This is a genomic window from Achromobacter sp. ISS7 (assembly GCF_056523125.1).
Map to the genome: position 1 here is coordinate 3,031,399 of NZ_JAWRZD010000001.1, position 18,737 is coordinate 3,050,135.

General features: G+C 69.5%; 17 protein-coding genes and 2 riboswitches. Of the genes, 8 read left to right on the forward strand and 9 right to left on the reverse strand.

From position 1 onward, the window contains the following. Positions 1-2: 2 nt before the first annotated feature. Both AC1HFW_RS13625 and AC1HFW_RS13630 read right to left on the reverse strand, forming a co-directional pair. Positions 3-428 carry a CopD family protein gene (locus AC1HFW_RS13625; RefSeq protein WP_035360619.1) on the reverse strand — a complete coding sequence of 142 codons (426 nt, stop codon included), beginning with the start codon at positions 426-428 and terminating at the stop codon, positions 3-5. Positions 429-525: 97 nt separating this feature from the next. Then, a complete protein-coding gene (locus tag AC1HFW_RS13630) occupies positions 526-1,932 on the reverse strand; it encodes a spinster family MFS transporter (RefSeq protein WP_479283844.1) in 1,407 nt (468 codons plus the stop codon). Between the two features lie 157 nt (positions 1,933-2,089). On the opposite strand from AC1HFW_RS13630, the gene AC1HFW_RS13635 reads away from it, so the two are divergent. From AC1HFW_RS13635 to AC1HFW_RS13645, 3 genes are all read left to right on the forward strand, one after another. Then, positions 2,090-3,082 carry an AraC-like ligand-binding domain-containing protein gene (locus AC1HFW_RS13635; protein ID WP_006396166.1) on the forward strand — a complete coding sequence of 331 codons (993 nt, stop codon included), beginning with the start codon at positions 2,090-2,092 and terminating at the stop codon, positions 3,080-3,082. Positions 3,083-3,246: 164 nt separating this feature from the next. Further along, positions 3,247-4,344, forward strand: coding sequence for an NAD/NADP octopine/nopaline dehydrogenase family protein (locus AC1HFW_RS13640; protein ID WP_479283846.1), 1,098 nt, complete (start codon positions 3,247-3,249; stop codon positions 4,342-4,344). Positions 4,345-4,346: 2 nt separating this feature from the next. Continuing rightward, positions 4,347-5,360: a 3-hydroxybutyryl-CoA dehydrogenase gene (locus tag AC1HFW_RS13645; protein WP_479283848.1), complete on the forward strand. Its 1,014-nt coding sequence runs from the start codon at positions 4,347-4,349 to the stop codon at positions 5,358-5,360. Positions 5,361-5,396: 36 nt separating this feature from the next. Here AC1HFW_RS13645 and blaELC read toward each other — a convergent pair whose 3' ends face one another. After that, the gene (gene blaELC / locus AC1HFW_RS13650) at positions 5,397-6,662 is read right to left on the reverse strand and encodes an ELC family class C beta-lactamase (RefSeq protein WP_479283851.1); all 1,266 of its coding nucleotides are present in this window, start codon (positions 6,660-6,662) and stop codon (positions 5,397-5,399) included. 138 nt (positions 6,663-6,800) lie between these two features. Then, positions 6,801-6,892: riboswitch (glycine riboswitch) on the forward strand. A 1-nt stretch (position 6,893) separates the two neighbouring features. Next, positions 6,894-6,980, forward strand: a riboswitch (glycine riboswitch). A gap of 44 nt (positions 6,981-7,024) precedes the next feature. Here blaELC and AC1HFW_RS13655 point away from each other — a divergent pair. Beyond that, positions 7,025-8,254 carry a D-amino acid dehydrogenase gene (locus AC1HFW_RS13655; protein WP_006396170.1) on the forward strand — a complete coding sequence of 410 codons (1,230 nt, stop codon included), beginning with the start codon at positions 7,025-7,027 and terminating at the stop codon, positions 8,252-8,254. Here the strand turns inward: AC1HFW_RS13655 and AC1HFW_RS13660 are convergent. The 4 genes from AC1HFW_RS13660 to pdxR all read right to left on the reverse strand — a co-directional run bounded on the left by AC1HFW_RS13660 (position 8,229) and on the right by pdxR (position 12,608). Then, positions 8,229-9,167, reverse strand: a complete 939-nt coding sequence (locus AC1HFW_RS13660; protein ID WP_479283853.1) for a LysR substrate-binding domain-containing protein — start codon at positions 9,165-9,167, stop codon at positions 8,229-8,231. The two genes, AC1HFW_RS13655 and AC1HFW_RS13660, sit on opposite strands and share 26 nt — an antisense overlap. An 85-nt stretch (positions 9,168-9,252) precedes the next feature. Beyond that, positions 9,253-9,996 carry a sulfite exporter TauE/SafE family protein gene (locus tag AC1HFW_RS13665; protein WP_006396174.1) on the reverse strand — a complete coding sequence of 248 codons (744 nt, stop codon included), beginning with the start codon at positions 9,994-9,996 and terminating at the stop codon, positions 9,253-9,255. 154 nt (positions 9,997-10,150) lie between these two features. Further along, positions 10,151-10,939 carry a PhzF family phenazine biosynthesis protein gene (locus AC1HFW_RS13670; RefSeq protein WP_116520360.1) on the reverse strand — a complete coding sequence of 263 codons (789 nt, stop codon included), beginning with the start codon at positions 10,937-10,939 and terminating at the stop codon, positions 10,151-10,153. 142 nt (positions 10,940-11,081) lie between these two features. Then, positions 11,082-12,608 (reverse strand): MocR-like pyridoxine biosynthesis transcription factor PdxR, encoded by a 1,527-nt coding sequence (pdxR, locus tag AC1HFW_RS13675; RefSeq protein WP_479283857.1) that lies wholly within the window; start codon positions 12,606-12,608, stop codon positions 11,082-11,084. Between the two features lie 96 nt (positions 12,609-12,704). Here pdxR and AC1HFW_RS13680 point away from each other — a divergent pair, with 96 nt between their 5' ends. From AC1HFW_RS13680 to AC1HFW_RS13695, 4 genes are all read left to right on the forward strand, one after another. Continuing rightward, on the forward strand, positions 12,705-14,408 hold the full coding sequence (locus tag AC1HFW_RS13680; RefSeq protein ID WP_479283859.1) for a M24 family metallopeptidase: 1,704 nt from the start codon (positions 12,705-12,707) through the stop codon (positions 14,406-14,408). 132 nt (positions 14,409-14,540) lie between these two features. Further along, positions 14,541-15,788 carry a DUF2235 domain-containing protein gene (locus AC1HFW_RS13685; RefSeq protein ID WP_081105201.1) on the forward strand — a complete coding sequence of 416 codons (1,248 nt, stop codon included), beginning with the start codon at positions 14,541-14,543 and terminating at the stop codon, positions 15,786-15,788. Next, positions 15,785-16,231 carry a hypothetical protein gene (locus AC1HFW_RS13690; protein WP_479283861.1) on the forward strand — a complete coding sequence of 149 codons (447 nt, stop codon included), beginning with the start codon at positions 15,785-15,787 and terminating at the stop codon, positions 16,229-16,231. The genes AC1HFW_RS13685 and AC1HFW_RS13690 overlap by 4 nt, the downstream gene beginning before the upstream one ends. A gap of 139 nt (positions 16,232-16,370) precedes the next feature. Next, positions 16,371-16,817 (forward strand): SRPBCC family protein, encoded by a 447-nt coding sequence (locus AC1HFW_RS13695; RefSeq protein ID WP_479283863.1) that lies wholly within the window; start codon positions 16,371-16,373, stop codon positions 16,815-16,817. A 6-nt stretch (positions 16,818-16,823) separates the two neighbouring features. Here the strand turns inward: AC1HFW_RS13695 and AC1HFW_RS13700 are convergent, their stop codons facing one another. After that, a complete protein-coding gene (locus AC1HFW_RS13700) occupies positions 16,824-17,771 on the reverse strand; it encodes a Dyp-type peroxidase (RefSeq protein ID WP_061074068.1) in 948 nt (315 codons plus the stop codon). An 82-nt stretch (positions 17,772-17,853) separates the two neighbouring features. Then, entirely contained in the window at positions 17,854-18,669 is an 816-nt protein-coding gene (locus AC1HFW_RS13705; protein ID WP_479283865.1) for a DinB family protein, read from the reverse strand. Between the last annotated feature and the right edge of the window lie 68 nt (positions 18,670-18,737).

Here is an 18,737-nt window from a genome sequence, read left to right on the forward strand (position 1 = left end):
TCTCAGAACGGCTTGACCACCACCAGCGTCACGATGACCGCAGCGGCCACCACCGTGAGCGGCGCGTACAGATCGACCAGCGGCGCGCGCTTCGCGCTGCCCTGGGACTGGCGGCGCAAGGCGGCGCTCTGCACGCCCAGCAGGCCCGACAGCACCAGCGCCAGCGCGATCTTGATCCAGATCCAGGTCATCGCGAACCAGCCGAAGGTCACCGCCAGGTGCAGGCCGACCAGCCAGGCCAGCACCATCGCCGGCGTGGTCACGCACAGCGTCCAGCGGCGCAGCGCGCCCAGCATCTTGCGTTCCTTGGGCGCCTCGTCGCTGTCGGGCGGTTGCGACGACAGCAGGAACAGCGACACGAACAGGGAGCCGCCCAGCCATGCGACCACGGCGGCGACATGCAGCATTTTGAGTAATTGGTAGGTCATGCGCGCGATTATCGCCGCAGCGGCGCGCCGCGGGACAGGCATGGGTCCGACAGGTTTGCGCCAGGACAAAGGCGCAGTCCGGCGCCCAGGTTCCGCCTCACGGCGTCTGCCCGGCCGGCGCGCGGGCCGGCGCCGGCACCGCGGTCGCCGTTTCGGTGGCGCGCTCGCCCTCTTCCCGCGCCAGGCTGCGCCGGTACTTGCCGCAGCCGGCCGCCAGCAGGCCGATGCAGGCCAGCGTGGCCACGCCGATCAGCAGCGACATCGAATGCCCCACCGCCGCCGGGTTGTGGAACAGGCGGTCGGTCAGCAGCGCCACCGCCGTGGTGCCCAGGCCCAGCCCGACCAGGTTGGAGATCAAGAGGAACAGCGCCGACACCTGGGCCCGCAGCTGGTTCGGCGGCAGGATCTGCATGGCCGCGGTCGAGGTCGGCATCGGGAACGAGGCGAAGAACATCGCCGGCAGCAGCAGGCCCACCGACAGCCACAGCCCGTCCACCTGGGTGAAGGCCACGGCCGGCAGCGCCATGCCGATCGCGCCGATGACGCCGGCGCGCAGCGGCGCGTCGCTGTAGCCGCGCCGCGCCAGCCAGTCCATCAGCCAGCCACCGCAGAACACGCCGGCGGTGTTGGCCACCAGCACCACCGTGCCCAGCATGTAGCCCGCCTCCACCGGCGACATGCCGAACTTGCGCATGTAGAAGGCCGGCGTCCAGCCGAGCAGGCAGAACAGGATCATGGCGTAGAACGAGAAGCCCAGGTAGTGGCAGCAGAACGTGCCGCGATGGCGCCCCAGGAAGCGGAACACCTCGCCCGCCGTGGGCTTCTGCACGCGGCCGCTGGCGTCGTGGCGCAGGCCCTTGCGCTGCGGATCGCGCACGGTCAGCAGGATCAGCAGCGCCACCAGCACGCCGGGCAGGCCGACGATGAAGAACGTCACCTGCCACGGCCGCAGTTCGCCCACCCCGGGCACGTGCACGCTGTCCACGCTCTTGAGCAGGTCGATGACGTAGCCGCCGATCAGGAACGCCAGGCCGCCGCCGATGAACGAGCCGATCGAATAGATACCCACCGCGCGGCCCAGCTTGTGGCGCGGGAACATGTCGCTGAGCATGGAGTAGGTGGCCGGCGACAGCGCGGCCTCGCCGACGCCCACGCCGATGCGCGCCAGGAACATCTGGCCGAAGTTCTTCGACAGGCCGCAGGCGGCGGTCGCCACGCTCCAGAAGGCCACGCCGATGGCGATGATGCGGGGCCGCGAATAGCGGTCGGCGAGCAGCGCGATGGGGATGCCCATGAAGGCGTAGAACAGCGAAAAGGCCAGTCCGTGCAGCAGGCTGAACTGCGTGTCCGAGAGCTGCAGGTCGCGCTTGATGGGCTCGATCATCAGGGCCAGGATCTGCCTGTCGACGAACGAAAATATGTACGCTAGCATGCAGATCAGGACGACATACCACTCGTAGGCATAGCGCTTTTGCGCCGCGTCGTTTCCGGTATCGGCCGTCATGTTTTTCCCTTGTATCGCATCGGGATCGCGCCCCCTTTCAGGGCGGCGGCGTCCCGCTGTCTGGTTCGCCATTTCGATGGCTGCATCTGTTGTAGGCCTTTGCGCCGGCCGGCTCTATACCGGGCGCGCAACGGCTATTCCCGGGGCGCAGGAAAGCATGTTCCACGATACCTATCCGCTGCAACGCCATTGCCTGCTGGATTCGGGCAATGTCTCCGAAATCACCGACCAGGTCAGCCAGCACCTGTGGTCGCACCGCATGTGCGTGGCGCCGGGCGAACCGCTGCAATCGCGCCTGTACGGGGTGTTCTTCGGCAGCGCCGCGCTGTTCGACCTGCACTACGGCGCCGAGGTCGAGATCGATGCCGGCGACATCGCCCGCTACTACCTGGTGCGCGTCACGCTGCAAGGCGCGGGCGAAGTCACGCTGGGCAAGCGCAGCGCCGCCCTGCGCGAGGGCGGCCTGACCATCTCGTCGCCGTCCGAGCGCAGCATCCTGCGCATCGGCCAGGACTGCCGCAGCCTGATCCTGCGCATTGAGCGCGAGGCGCTGGAACGGCAATTGCAGCAGCTGCTGGAGCGCCCCCTGCGGCAGGCGCTGGTGTTCGACCTGGAAGCCGCGCCCGGCTCGCCCGGCCTGGCCGCGGTGCAGGAGACGCTGGACTACCTGTGCCGGCTGTACCGCCATCCCGCCATCGAGGGCGTGACGCAGACGCTGGCGGCGGGCTTTTCCGACTACCTGGCGTCGCTGCTGCTGATGCAGCTGCCGCACAATTACTCCGAGGCCCTGCGCGCCGACCGCCGCCAGCCGCTGCCGCTGCACGTGCGGCGGGCGCGCGACTACATCGAAGACCACATCGACGCCCCCATCGCCCTGCCCGACCTGGCGGCCCATTGCGGCGTCTCGATCCGCACGCTGCAGAACGGCTTCGCCCAGTTCCTCAAGCAAAGCCCCAGCGACTACCTGCGCAACCGCCGCCTGGCGCGGGCGCACGCGGCGCTGGTCGAGGCGCGCGACGGCGACAGCGTCACCGACATCCTGCTGCGCTGCGGCGTGACCAGCTTCGGCCACTTCGCCACGCATTACCGCAAGCGCTACGGCTGCCTGCCGTCCGAAACGCTCAAGCAACGCCGCGCCCGCGCCTGTTGACGCGCGCGGCGCCACGCCGCGCGGCCCCCCGCCGCGTCGCGGCATGACGGCACCGCCCCGCCCGCGCCGATTTCGTTGCCGATTCCGTATGCAACTTGCGCGTGCGGCGCAGCCTCGCCCGCGCGCCGTCGATAGCATCGAAGCTCTCTCGAAGGAGCTTGATCATGCGCATCGGTGTTATTGGAGGCGGCCACGGCTGCTACGCGGCGGCCGCCGACCTGGCGGAAAAGGGACACCAGGTACGCCTGTGGCGCCGCGACGGCGCGGCCTTTGATGGCCTGCGCCGCGACGGCGCCCTGGAAGTCACCGACTATCGCGGCACGCGCCGCATCGCGCTGGGCGACGCGCCCGGCCAGATCGCGCTGGCCGCCGACCTGGCCAGCGCCACCGAGGACGCGGCGCTGCTGGTGATTCCGCTGCCGTCCACCACGCACGCCGCGCTGGCGCCCGAACTGGCGCCGCACCTGCGCGACGGCCAGGTGGTGTTCCTGCCGCCCGGCACCTTCGGCAGCTATCTGTTCGCCCGCGCCCTGAAGGACGCCGGCAACCGCGCCGAGGTCGCCTTCGCCGAGACCGGCACGCTGCCCTACCTGGCGCGCAAGCATGGCGACCGCGTCGTCATCAGCGCCTACGCCACCCGCCTGCCCACCGGCGTTTTCCCCCGCCGCCTGGCCGGCCCCGCGTTCGAGACGCTGGCGCGGGCCTACCCCAGCATCGAGCCGATCGAGGACGCGCTGTCGGGCGCCCTGATGAATGCCGGCCCGGTGATCCATCCGCCACTGATCCTGATGAACGCCGGTCCGCTCGAACACTTCGAGCGCTGGGACATCCACAACGAAGGCACGCAGCCGTCGATCCGCCGCGTGACCGACGCGCTGGACGCCGAACGCATCGCCATCCGCGCCGCGCTCGGCTACGCCGCGCCGCACTTTCCGCTGGCCGACCACTACGCCAGCGAGGGCGACGAGTGGATGTACGGCCGCGGCGCCCACGGCAAGCTGACCGACAGCGGCGACTGGCGCGAGACCATCGACCTGGGCACGCACCGCTACATGCTGGAGGACACGCGCCTGGGCCTGTCGTTCCTGGTGTCGACCGGCCGCTGGGCCGGCGTGCCCACGCCGGTGGCGCAGGGCCTGCTGAGCGTGGCGTCGGCCGTCACCGGCCGCGACCTGTACGCCGAGGGCCGCACGCTCGAAGCGCTGGGGCTGGACACCCTGTCGCGCGCCGACATGGCCGCGCTGCTCGCGCAAGGATGCTGACCATGGAACGGACCTTGTGCGTGGTCGGCGCCGGCCGCATGGGCATGGGCATCGCCCTGTCGTACCTGCATGCCGGACTGGAGGTCACGCTGATCGACATCAAGCCGCGCGCGCGCGGCGAGCGGGCCGAGACCTTCGCCCGCGTGCTGGGCGGACTGCGGCGCGAACTGGGCACGCTGGTGCGGCTGGGCCTGCTGGACGACGCCCAGGCCGACACCGCGCTGGGCCGCGTGCGCCTGGTGGCGCGCGAGGACGCCGTGGCCGACGTGGCCCGCGCCCGCGTGGTGTTCGAGGCGGTGCCCGAGCAACTGGACATCAAGCGCGACACCTTCGCCTGGCTCGGCGAGGTCTGCGCGGCGGACAGCGTCATCGCCTCCACCACCTCGACCTTCCTGGTCACCGAGCTGGCCGGCATGGTGCGCGAGCCCGGCCGCTTCCTCAACGCGCACTGGCTCAACCCCGCCTACCTGATTCCGCTGGTGGAAGTGAGCCGCGGCCCGCAGACCGCCGACGCGGCCTTGCAGGAGCTGCTGGCGGTGCTGCGTCTGGCCGCCAAGACGCCGGTGCAATGCGCCCCGGCGGCCGGCTACATCGTGCCGCGCATCCAGGCGCTGGCCATGAACGAGGCCGCCCGCATGGTCGAGGAAGGCGTGGCCAGCGCCGAGGACATCGACACCGCCGTGCGACTGGGCTTCGGCCTGCGCTTCTCGGTGCTGGGACTGCTGGAGTTCATCGACTGGGGCGGCGGCGACATCCTCTACTACGCCTCGCGCTACCTGTCCGGCGCGCTCGACCCGCGCTTCGCGGCCCCGGCCATCATCGAACGCAACATGGAACAGGGGCGTAACGGCCTGCGCGAAGGCCAGGGCTTCTACGACTATGCCGGCATGGACGTGGAGGCGTACAAGCTGCGGCGGCTGGGCGAGCTGTGCGCGCGGCTGGAGATCATGGGGTTGCTGCCGAAGTTCGATGGCGCCAGGACGGCTGGCGAGACAGCCGCAACCGGCAGGTCATGAACGCCGGCGGCGGGCGCCCGCCGGCCGGCGCGGCCTTTACGGCGCCAGCGCCTTGAGCACCCTCAACGCCAACCGCACCCGCGCCTCGTTGGGATAGTTGCGGTTGGCCAGGATCACGATGCCGAGCTTGCGCGACGGCACGAACGCCACGTAGGCGCCGAAGCCATTGGTGGCGCCGGTCTTGTTGATCCACACCGCCTGCTGCGGCGCCAGCGGCGGTTGCAGCGCCTGGACCGGCAGGGTCTCGAACGCGACCTTGGCGGAATTGCCGTGCACCAGATCGTCCACCGAGACCGGATAGCGGTACTGCTCCCAGATCAGGTCCTGCGTCATCGCGCCCAGCTGGTAATAGCCGGTGTGGGTCTCGGCGATGGCGCGCTGCAGCGTGGCGTCGACCGGCGCGGTGCCCAGGTTGATCTCGACGAAGCGCAGCATGTCGCGGGCGCTGGACTTCACGCCGTAGGCCTCGTCGGCCAGCACGCCCGGATTCACGCGCACCGGCGCGTCCTGCTTGTCGTAGCCCTGGGCGTAGTCGGGCATCTTGCGCGGCGGCACTTCCAGGTAGGTGTCGCGCAGCCCCAGCTTGGGAAACAGCTGCTGCTCCATCGCCACCACGTAGGGCTCGCCCAGCGCGCGCGCCGCCACCACGCCCAGCATGCCGATGCTGGGGTTGGCGTAGGTGCGCCGCGTGCCGGGCGCGTATTGCGGCGTCCACGCCTTCAGGTAGTCCATCAGCTGCGCCATGGTCTGCACCGCGTCCGGCACCTGCAGCGGGAAACCGCCGGCGGTGTGCGTGGCCAGGTTCACCAGCGTCATCTTGGCGAATTCGCTGCCCTGCAATTCGGGCACCCATTTGGCCGGACTGTCGGCCAGCGACAGGCGGCCCGTGGCCTGCGCGTAGGCGGCCAGCGTGACGGTGAAGGTCTTGCTGATCGATCCCAGCTCGAACAGCGTGTCGCTGGAGACCGCGCGCCGCGGCTCGCGCGAGGCATCGCCGTAGTTGAAGAAGCGCTGCTCGCCGTCGCGGCTGACGCCGATGGCCATGCCGGCGATGCCGTACTGGCGCATGACGTCGGCCACCGCGGCGTCGACGGCGGCCGTGGCGCGATCGGCCTTGGCGGGTGCGGCAGCCGGCGCCGTGGATGACCTGGCGGCGGGCGCCTGTGCGCTGGCGGCTGGGGAGGCGGCCTGCGTCGCGGCCGGGCTAGCCGAGGCGGCGCCGGCCAACACCAGGCTCAGGGCCAGGGCCGATGTCAGGGTCTTGGGCCGCGGGAAAACACGGGGCATTGCCGGAGCGCGCATGCGAGATCGTCCTATCGTTTTCTTGGCCGGCGCGTGCCGGCGGGTCGGCGCCCAGTGTAGAGCCAATCCCGCGCCACCCTGGTATTAACCCTGAGTGCCGCGCCCGACGAATTTTGGCTATTCTCGGTTTCGTCGATTCAAAACCCCGCAGAAGAGTCCCGTCCCCCGTGGCGGGCGCCGACGGAGCAACCGCCCCGGAAACTCTCAGGCAACAGGACTGCGCGGTCTAGACAATCTGGAGAGAGGCGCCTGGCGCCCACCGAAGGGGAACCCGCGCCGCCGCGCCCGGGTGAAGCTCTCAGGTACAGAGACAGATGGGGTGCCACGATCATTGGGTCGTGGCCACGCCATCTGGAGCCATCATGCCCCGCATCGCCATCATTGGCGCCGGTATCACCGGCGTCACGTCCGCCTACGCCTTGAGCAAACTGGGCTACGACGTCACCGTCTACGACCGCCAACGCTATCCCGCCATGGAGACGTCCTACGCCAACGGCGGCCAGCTGTCCGCCAGCAACGCCGAAGTCTGGAACAGCGCCGCCACCGTCATGAAGGGCCTGCGCTGGCTCGGCCGCCACAACGCGCCGCTGCTGCTCAACCCGCGCCCGAGCTGGCACAAGTATTCGTGGCTGGCCCAGTTCATGGGGCAGATCCGCAACTACCGCCAGAACACCATCGCCACCACCCGCATGGCGATCGAGGCGCGCGAGCACCTGTACGCCATGGCGGTCGAGGAAGGCATCGACTTCGACCTGCAACGTCGCGGCATCCTGCACATCTACCACGACGCCGCCAGCTTCGAGACCGCGCGCCGCGCCAACGCGCTGCTGCGCGAGGGCGGGCTGGAACGGCACGCCGTCACGCCGGAGGAAATCCGCGGCATCGAACCGACGCTGAGCACGCCCTGCCACGGCGGCTTCTACACGCCGTCCGACGCCACCGGCGACATCCACAAGTTCACCAGCGGCCTGGCGCAGGCGTGCCTGCGGCGCGGCGTGCGTTTCGAACAGGATGCCGACATCCGCGCCATCAGCCGCGACGGCCTGCCCTACGTGCTGGACGTGGCGCGCGAGGACGGCGCGCGGCGCGAACAGCACGAGGCCGACGCCATCGTCGTCTGCGCCGGCGCCGCCAGCCGCCAGTTCGCGCGGCAGCTGGGCGACCGCCTGAACATCTACCCGGTCAAGGGCTATTCGATCAGCGTGCACCTGGACGACGCCGCGAGCCAGGCGGCCGCGCCCACCGTGAGCCTGCTGGACGAAGCCGCCAAGATCGTCACCAGCCGCCTGGGCGAGCGCTTCCGCGTGGCCGGCACCGCCGAGTTCAATGGCTTCAACCTGGACATCCGCGCCGAACGCATCCAGCCCCTGGTCGACTGGACCCGCCGCCACTTTCCCGGCGTGCGCACCGCGCGCGTGGTGCCGTGGTGCGGACTGCGGCCGATGATGCCCGACATGATGCCGCGCGTCGGTCCGGGCAAGCGCCCCGGCGTGTTCTACAACACCGGCCACGGGCACCTGGGCTGGACGCTGTCCGCGGCGACCGCGCAGATGCTGGCGGCGAGCGTCAGGGAAGCGGTGGCGCTGCCGTAGCGCAGGATTCCCGCGCCAGCCACTCCCGCAACGCCATCACCCGCGCGTCGTCCGCGCTGCCCTGCGGATAGACCAGGTAATAGGCGAAGTCCGGCGCCATGCCGACGTCGATATCGAACAGCCTGACCAGCCGCCCGCTGGCGAGATCGGCGGCCACCATGGCCGGTTCCAGCAGGCCCACGGCGCTGCCGTCCAGCGCCGCCTGCGCCACGTGGCTGGAATCTGGAAACGCCAGGCTGCGGCTGGCGTCGACATCGCCGACGCCGGCCGCCGCCAGCCACATTTTCCAGTCTGGCCAGACCATGCCATCGGCCACGCAATCGACGTGACTCAGCGGGTAGCGCGCCAGGTCGCGCGGCGACGCGATGGCCGGTCCGCTGGCGAGCAAGGCGGGGCTGGCGATCGGCGCCAGCGTGGTGGCGAACAGGCGGTCGGCCCGCGCGCCGGGGTAACGGCCGGCGCCGAAGCGGATCGCGGCATCGATATCGTCGATCTCGAAATCGCGCACCTGGTCGCTGATGTCGAAGGTCAGTTCCAGGCCCGGATGGGCCGCGCGAAAACGCGCCAGGCGCGGCAGCAACCAGTGGGTGGCGAAGCGCGCTTCCAGCGACAGGCGCAGGTGGCCGGCACCGCGCGCCATGCGCTGGGCGCGGCCGACGGCGCGCCGCAGGCCGTCGAGCGCATCGGCGGTCGCTTCCAGCAGCACCGCGCCGGCCGGCGTCAGCTGGATGCTGCGGCTGTTGCGCGTGAACAGCACCAGGCCGAGCTGGTCCTCGATTTCCTTGATCTGGTAGCTGACCGCGGCGGGCGTCAGGCCCACCTCGTCCGCGGCGCGGGTGAAATTCAGCAGCCGGCCCGCGGCCTCGAACGTCCGCAGGGCGCGCGTGCCGGGCAGCATGCGGGAAGGATTCATGATCTTCAAGCCGAATTTGATGATCCGGCGACCATAGCCCGGCGTGCCTGGGGCGGTCAATGCAAGGCGCTTGATGCCGGCGCGGCTAGCGCGCCAGCAGCTGCGGCACCGACGACGCCAGCAGCGTCAGGCCCGAGCAGGTCAGCAGCCCGAGCACCATGCGCCGGAACGTCACTTCGGAAATGCCGATATACAGGCGCGTGCCGAGCAGCGTGGGGATCAGCATGGCCGGCGCCACCACTGCGAACATGGGCGCCATGTCGCGCGTGACGATGCCGGTGGCCAGGTAGATCGCCATGGTCACCGACAGCATCGACAGATTGAAGTTCTGGATCACGGCGCGCTGCGTGTCCTTGTTGAAGCCGCGCAGCGTGCACCACAGCGTCGGCACGCTGCCGGCGAAGCCGCCGATGCCGCCCAGCACGCCGCCCACCAGGCCCACCGCGCCGTCGCCCCAGCGGTTGCCGCCGATGCGCGGCAGGCGCTGCGCCATCAGCATCACCGGGCACCACAGCGCCAGCAGCGCGCCCAGCACCGCCTTGAACCAGTCCATGTCCAGGTGCGGCAGGACCAGCACGCCCAGCGGAATGCCGGCCAGCCCGCCCAGCAGGAAGGGCCACAGCAGCGGCCAGTTGAAGCCGCGGCGCACCGAGAACACCGCCAGCAGTTGTCCGGTCAGCGCGCCGAACACCGCCAGCGCCGCCGCCAGCCGCGGGTCCAGCACCCAGGCCCAGAACGACATGGCCACCATGCCGAAGGCAAAGCCCGACAGCCCCTGCACGAAGCCCGCCGCGGCCGCGCCGATCGCCACTATCCACACCGCATCCATGCCCTGCGTCTCCTCGTTGTCGTGACCGGCGGCGCGGGGCGCGCCGGTCCTTGATCTTGTGACGGCAGATTCTAGGCGCGCCCCGGCGCGGGGCGTATTTGAAGTGCTGATGAGGCGATAGGTTTTCGGTAATGGCGGCCGGCGCCGCGCCGCATCAGAGGAAAATCGTGCCGCGCAAGTACAAGGCGGCCTGGCCGCTGATGATGACGCGGCCGTTGTCGCGCACCTCGCAGCGCAGCTGGCCCTTGCGCGCCCCGCCCTGCTCGGCGCTCAGGACCGTCTTGCCCAGCCGCTGCGCCCAGTACGGCGCCAGCGAGGTGTGCGCGGAACCGGTCACCGGGTCTTCGTTCACGCCGACCCGCGGGCCGAACCAGCGCGACACGAAATCGTGGCGCGCGGACGGCGCGGTCACCGCCACGCCGCGCACGTCGAAGGCCGCCAGCGCGGCGAAGTCCGGCTTGAGGCCGTCGATCAGCGCTTCGTCGTCGATCACGACGAGGTAGTCGTCGGTGCGGTACAGCGCCCGCGCCTCGGCCAGCCCCAAGGCCTGCAACAGGCCGGGCGGCACGGCCTCGGCCACCGGCTGCCTGGCCGGGAAATCCATCGCCAGGCCATCGCCGGCGCGGCGCACCTGCAGCTCGCCGCTGCGGGTGGCGAAACGCAGCACCTCGTGCTTGGCGCCGAGTTGCTCGAACAGCACCCAGGCCGTCGCCAGCGTGGCGTGGCCGCACAGATCGACCTCGACCGCGGGCGTGAACCAGCGCAGGTCGTACTGGTCGCCGCGGCGCACGACGTAGGCGGTTTCCGACAGGTTGTTCTCTTCGGCGATGCGTTGCAGCGTGGCGTCCGGCAGCCAGGCGTCCAGCGGCACCACCGCGGCGGGATTGCCGCCGAAGGGCGCGGCGGAGAAGGCGTCTACCTGGTAGAGATCGAGTTGCGGCATGGAGGATCCTGGAATGCGGTGAATCGAGTGCGGTGAAAGTCGGCGGCGTGCGCGGACACGCCGTGCGGCATTTTGCTACGAAAACCGCCCGCGCCTGGCGAGCGGGCGCCCGTCTGTGCCAAGGCCTGTCCCACGCCCCCTGCTAGCGGCGCGTGACCTCGCGCAGCAGCGCCTCCAGCCGGTCCAGGTCGGCGTCCTGCCGCGCGCTGTAGCCGATGACCACGCCGTCCGGCCAGGACACCCGCCGGCAGAAGTCGGCGACCGGCTGGATGCCCACGCCCCAGTCACGGGCACGGGCCAGCAGGGCCGCGACGTCGAAGCCGGACGGCGGCCACCACACCAAATGAAAGCCGGTCTGCTCGCCGCTGACGCGCAGCGGCGCCGGCCCCACCGCCTCGCGCAGCATGGCCATGACGCGGTCGCGGCGGGCGGCGTACACCGAGCGCGCCTTGCGCACGTGGCGCGCGAAACCGCCGTCCTCCAGGAATGCCGCCAGCGTCATCTGCTCGATCACGCTGCAGGAACGTCCGGTGACGTAGAGCGCGCGGGAGAACGCCGGCGCCAGCGACCGCGGCACCACCGCATAACCGATGCGCAGGGCATTGAAGAGGGTCTTGTTGAAGCTGCCGAAGTGGATCACGCGGTCGCCGCCGTCCAGGCTCTTGAGCGCCGCCAGGGGCGCGCCGTCGTAGCTGAACTCGCTGTCGTAGTCGTCGTCGAGGATCCAGCAGCCGGCCTGCGCGGCCCAGTCCAGCAGTTCCAGGCGGCGCGACACGGGCATGGTGACGCCGGTGGGCGACTGATGCGCCGGCGTCACGTGCGCCAGCCGGGCGCCGCGCTGGCGCCGGGCGCGCGCGACCGAAAAGCCGTGCTCGTCGATGGCGATCGGCACGATGCGCCGCGTGTACTGGCTGAACAGCGGCTCGGCGTTGAGATAGCCGGGATCCTCGACCAGCACCTTGTCCTGCGGCGTCAGCAGCAGGCGCGCGCTCAGGTCCAGGCCGTCGCGGATGCCGGTCAGCACCACCACCTGGCCGGCGTCGCAGGCGATGCCGCGCGCGGCGCCCAGGTAGCGGGCGATCTGCTCGCGCAGCGGATGCCAGCCCAGCGGATCCTCGTGCGCCAGTTGCGCCGGCGTGACGCGCTGGGCGCTGGCCATCAGGCCCTTGCGCCAGGTTTCCATGGGGAACAGCGAGGCATCGGCGCTGCGCGCCATGAAGGATGCTTCACGGCGCGGCGACGGCGCCGACGGATCGGCGCTGCCGGCTGGCGCGGCGGCCGGCCCGCCCGCGACGGCGGCAGCCCGGGCAGCCGTCGCGGCCGCGCGCGGCGCGCTGGCGACGCCGCCGTCGCCCGGCAGGCCCCGACGGAAGAAATTGTCGGGGATGACCGCCGCCACGTAGGTGCCGGACCCGACCGTGCCGGCGGTATACCCCTCGCCGCGCAACTGGTCGTACGCCGCCTCGACCGTGGAGCGGGCCACGTGCCAGCGCGCCGCCAGGTCGCGGGTGGACGGCAGCCGCCCGCCCGAGGGCAGCACGCCGCGCAGGATCCGTTCGCGGATCTGCCGGTACACCCAGGCCTGCTTGGACTCTCCCGCGCGCGGCGGGTCGACCGGCAGGTCGAGGCTGGATTCCAGCCGGGCATCGCGCACAAGTGGCTTGCTCATATAAGTGGCTTGCTCATATTCATGGAAATGGCCCTATTTCACCCAGCCATTCTATCCCTACATTACGCCCATCGACCCGTCTTTCGGAACCGTGCCATGTCCACCTACACCATCACGCTCGCCAACGGCCATTTCTCCTGCGATGGCGCCACCTCGATCCTGGACGCCGCGCTGGCCCAGGGCGCGGCGGTGCCCTTCTCCTGTCAGCGCGGCGAATGCGGCGCCTGCCGGGCGGTGGTCACCGCCGGCCAGCACGAACGCATCACGCCGCCCAACGAGCGTTCCTACGTCCCCGCCGACGACGAACTGCTGATGTGCCAATGCCGCGCCACCAGCGACCTGACGCTGAAGTTCCCGCATTGGCAGGCCCCGCCCCAGCCGATGCAGCGACGCGAGGCCACCGTGCTGTCGCGCGCGCCGCTGACGGCCGACGTCACCCGGCTGGTCATCGAAGTGCGCGGCGACGCCGCCTTCACCTGGCAGGCCGGCCAGCACGTGCGCTTCCTGCTGGACGACGGCAGCCACCGCCCTTTCTCGATCGCCAACGTGCCCGCCGCCGCCGGCCCGGCGCAGCTCGAATTCCATATCCGCCGCATGCCCGGCGGCGGCTTCACCGAACGCATCCTGCCGCGCCTGATGCCGGGCGATACGCTGGCCCTGGAAGGCCCGCAAGGCGCGTGCGTCTGGCCGGCCGACGGCTGGGCGGCGGATATCGAACACCTGGTGCTGCTGGCCACGGGCACCGGCTATGCCGGCATCCACCCGATCCTGATGGAGGCGCTGCGGGACCCGCGCTTCAAGCGCGTCACGCTCTACTGGGGCGGCAGGACGGAGGACGATTGCTACGCGGGCCCGCTGCTCAATGCGCTGCAGGGCAAGGGCGCCGGCTTCGCCTGGCACGCCGTGCTGTCGGAAACGCCCGGGGCGGACGCCGCCCGGCCCTGGCACGTGCAGGACGCCGCCCTGGCCGCCGGCCATGACTGGGCCGGCGCCGTGGTCTACGCCTGCGGCAACCCCGCGATGGTGCGCGCGGCGCGCGAGCGGCTGGGCGCGGCCGGCCTGGCGCGCGACCGCTTCCACGCCGAGGCGTTCCTGCCCTCGGGGGAAGCGGCCGCCGCCGGCGCGCCGGCCGCCCCCGCCCATCCGTGGGAACGGGTCGGCAGCCACTTCACCCTGGACGGCATCCTCGCGGCGCGCCGCCGTTCCCGCGACGCGGTGCGCCAGATCGCCGCGCTGATGCGGCCCGGCATGACCACGCGCGAGGCGGTCGACGCGGCCGACGCGCACCTGCGCCGCATGGGCTCCTCGCACAACTGGCATCCCACCTACGTGCGGTTCGGCCCGGACTCGCAATCGCCGGCGGTGCAGCCCACCGATTTCCAGCGCCGCCTGCGCGATGAGGACGTGTTCGTGGTGGACATCGGCCCGGTCTGGGATGGCTACGAGGGCGACTACGGCGACACGTTCGTGCTGGGCGCCGACGCCGACCGCGAGCGCTGCGCCGAGGCCGCGCGCCAGGTGTTCGAGCGCACCCGCGAGGACTGGCTGCGGGGCCTGACCGGCGCCGCCCTGTACGACCGCGCCGAGGACCATGCCCGCCGGCACGGCTGCGAACTGGTGCGCGAAATCCCGGGTCATCGGGTGGCGGATTTTCCGCACGCGCTGTACGGCAAGCACCAGCTGGCGCAGGCGGATTTCATCCCCGCCGACGGCATCTGGGTGCTGGAGATCCAGGTGCGCGACCGCGCGCTGCCGATCGGCGCCTTCTACGAGGATGTGCTGCTGCGAGAGCCCGCGTGACCGAAACGGAGTATCCGGTTTGCTGCGCTCTGTCTTTTTTTTGAGGTAAGTTGTAGCCCAGTTCAATAACCGGTCCGGGAAGGGAAACGGTGATGACCAGCCCCCGCCACGCATCACTGGGAAACAATAGACATGAGCACGTCGAAAAAAGCCACGGCCAGCAACCGGATTCCCACTCAAGTTCCCAGAAACCTCTGCATATTCATCGACGGCACTTGGAACAGCGATCGATCCGCTCACGCCACCAACGTACGCAAATTGTTCGATGCCACACCCGACGGTGTCGTCGCCGGGCGTGAGCAGTTCAAGCTCTACATTCAAGGGGTTGGAAAGAAGCCTCAGGCTCAGGGCAGCGGGCTTGACGACGACTATGCCCACGAGTTGAATCAACTGCTCCGGCGGGAGTTTCCCTCGCGCATGGGACCCCTGCTTCGATCCGCGATTGGTGGCGGCTTTGGGAAAGGCACCACCTCGAGGATAAAGGCGGCATACCGCTTTCTTTGCAAACACTACAGCAAGAAGCGTGGTGATCGGGTCTTTCTGTTCGGATTCAGCCGCGGAGCATTCGCGGCTCGGTCGCTGGCTGGTTTCATAAGCCAAGTCGGGCTGCTACTCTCAAACCATCTCGATGAGCTGGAGAATGCCTATGAAATATATGAGTCGGGCGCGAATTCCAAACACGCCAGACTGGCCAACAAATTGGAAAAACTGACCGGATTACGAGCCGTCTCGCAGGATGGAGAATACTTTCTCCCCATCCACTTTCTCGGCGTTTGGGACACGGTTGCCTCACTCGGCCTGCCCTCGCGCCTGTCCTGGTTGACCGCTCCCTACACGGAATATCATCAGGTCGAAGTGCCCCCGGCCGTCATCACGGCCAGGCATGCCTTGGCACTGCATGAGTTGCGCGGCTTGTTCGAGCCATTGCTTTGGAAAGCCGGGAGCCACGGTGATCTCAAGCAAGTCTGGTTTCCCGGCGCTCATGCGGACGTTGGAGGAGGATATCCGGCCGATGCCAGTGAACGATCGGACATTGCATTACGCTGGATGGCCGCCGAAGCCGCCGCGACCGGGCTTGGCATCGCGCCCCAGTTACTCCAACCGCACCAAGGTGGAACCACCCAGAGAATCCACCACGAAATTCGCCGCTGGTTTCTCCCAACCTGGCCCAGGCCGAGGAAATGGCTGCTGGACAAGCGCGATACCGCCCTGGACAGCCACCACTTCCACAAGAGTGCCCACGACTACCTGCGGCACTCGGATACGACCGGATATCGTTTTTCGTTATGCCACGTCAATAGCGCACTGAGGGCTGTGGATCGGGACGCGCTTGCGCGAGCCATCCTTCTTAGACTCCGTGGGCAGGAGATTGCCGAATGACCGATTACCAAAGGCAGGACAATTCGCCCCCTTCCGCAGGCTGGTGGGAGACGGTCACTCCGGCGGAGTTGCGGGCGGCCCCGGCCACCATCAATCGGTTTCTGGAAGGCAATGGCACCCCATCACCCGCTCAGATAGTCGCATTTTCCCGAGCGTTGGCATTACAGCAATTGCTCGAGCCGACAGCAACCCCATTCGAGAAAACCTGCGATTGTGCCTACGGTCTACTTGAGTCCAGATTTCGGCCCGGAGCAGTTGCTTGGCCGCTGTTCGAGTGGCTGCCAAGAGGCCGCGCCATTGAAAAGGGTCTCAGCCTCTGTCAAAGCCTGTTGACGCTTCCGTCTGAAACAGAAGCGAAGCATCCTGCCTTCGACCGCTACGCGCTCCTTCTCCAGCTAGCCGAAGTGCAGATAGACAAGCTCGGAGAGCGGAAGAAGCTATAGCCGGACAGACCACGGCACAGGCTGTCCTAGGCCCAGGCCAGGACACCTTAGGGTTTATCCCCATGCCAGTCATGTCGATCCGCGGGATGCTCGAACGTCGACCCAGTACGCTCAACTTCCCTTCAAAGGCGGATTCATCATGACGACTGGCACCGTGACCCTGCATCGCGTCCTGCGCACCACCCCCGACCGCGTGTACCGCGCTTTCCTCGAACCCGACGCCATCGTGCGCTGGCTGCCGCCCTATGGTTTCACCTGCGAGGTCCATGAACTGGACGCCCGGGTGGGCGGCAAGCACCGCATGTCGTTCCGTAATTTCGGCACCGGCCACGCCCATGACTTTGGCGGCGAATACCTGGAGCTGGTGCCGGGCGAGAAGATCCGCTACACGGACCAGTTCGACGATCCGAACCTGCCCGGGCAGATGCAGACCACCATTACGCTGCGCAAGGTCTCCTGCGGCACGGAGATGACGGTGGTGCAGGAGAACATCCCGGCGGTGATTCCGCCGGAGATGTGCTACCTGGGCTGGCAGGAATCGCTGGCGCAGCTGATGCGGCTGGTGGAGCCGCAGATCCCCGACTGAGGCCGATCAGCCTTCGCGTTCGGCCAGCTCGTCCAGCAGCTCGGCCGACGGCACGAAGAACAGGCTGCCGGTGACGGCGCGGCTGTAGTCGAGCAGGCGATCGTAGTTGCCGGCCGGACGGCCGACGAACATGTTCTCGAGCATCTGTTCGATCGGCTTGGGCGAACGCGCGTAGCCGATGAAATAGGTGCCGAATTCGCCGGCGCCGGCGCGGCCGAACGGCATGTTGTCGCGCAGGATCTTGATCTCCTGGCCATCCTCTTCCAGGGTGGTCAGGGCGCTGTGCGAGTACGACGGCTTGACGTCGTCGGGCAGCTCGACGTTGGTGAGCTTGCGGCGGCCGATGATGAGTTCCTGCTGTTCGGTGGACAGCTTTTCCCAGGCGCCCATGTCGTGCAGGTACTTCTGCACCAGCACGTAGCTGCCGCCGGCGAAGGCTTCGTCCTCGTCGCCGATCAGGGTGTAGCCGGGCAGTTCGAAGCCCTGCGGATTCTCGGTGCCGTCGACGAAGCCGATGATGGCGCGACGGTCGAAATAGCGAAAGCCGTGCACTTCGTCGACCACTGTCGCCGCCGAGCCCAGCGCGGCCACCAGCAAGGTGGCCAGCTCGAAACAGGCGTCCATGGCTTCTGCGCGGATGTGCAGCAGGATGTCGCCCGGCGTCGACACGGCGACGCGCTCGCCCGTGCCGATCTCGCGGAACGGATGCAGGCCGGCGGGCCGCGGCGCGCCGAACAGCGTATCCCAGGCGGCCGAGCCGAAACCACAGACACAGGACAGGTCGGCCGCGACCGCGCGCGTGCCGACGGTGCGCACCAGGTTGCCGACGTCTTCACACCAGGCGCGCACGGCGGCGGCGTTGTCGGCGCCGGGGTTCAGCGTGGCGACGATGAAGATCGCGTAGCGGGCGTTGGGGCTGAGGACGGCTTGCGGTTCGACGGGTTTTTCGGGCATGGGATTCAGTGGGGGCCGGCGACGGCCCGCGAGAAAAAAAGGGGCGCTGGCAATATAGCCGATGCGCCCGGCTCACTGGCCGTCATGTCCCAGGCGCCGCCGCAGGGCCGCGGCAGGCCGGCGGGGCCAGTTCGGCGAGCAGTTCTTCCAGTTCCTGGACGTGGGTGCGGTCGTGGTCCAGCAGCTCGCGCGCGATCTGCTCGAGCGTCATGCGGTGCAGGCCGTCGCGCAGGCCGCACCGCGCCAGGGCCGCCGCGTCCAGCTTGCGCAGCGAGGCGCACAGCTGCGCCCGGCCGCGGCGCAGCGAGGCCAGCGCGGCGTCCGGGTCCTGCTCCTGGTAATCGCGCTCGGCCGCCAGGGCCGTGCCATCCACGGAATCGATGCGCGGCAGCGGCGCGGCCAGGATGGCCGCGATGCGCTGGGCGAACACGGTATCCAAATCGCGCAGGTGGCAGACGTGTTCGGTGGCCGAGAATCCGGTGCCTTCGGGCCGGCGGGTGCGCCACGGCGCCGGCACGCGCGCCATCAGGCCGGCCAGGACGTCCGGCAGGCGCGCCAGTCCGTCGATGACCCCGGCGAACGGCAGCGCCACGGGCCGCGGGCTGAACACCGCGCCATAGCTGAAGATCGCGCCCGCCACGCGGCCGCGCGCCTGCACCACCTCGTGCCCATGGCGCCGCATCAGGTCGGCCACGAGCGCGCCGCAGAACTGCCGCGCGGTGGTGTCCGCCGCGACTTCGGGAAACACCGTCTCGATATCGTCGCTGATGGCGGCGACGGCGGCCACGCCGACCCGCGACAGCGCCGCGTACTCGAGGTAGCGGCCGGGCTCGTCGATCAGGGCCTCGAGCTGCTGCCCGAGGGGGGTGGCGCGGAATCGGTCGAAACGGGAGTGCATGGACGGACCCTGGCTAGTAACTGCGCAAAAAGATACGTTACAAGCGAACCGCCGTCAAGACCGGCAGC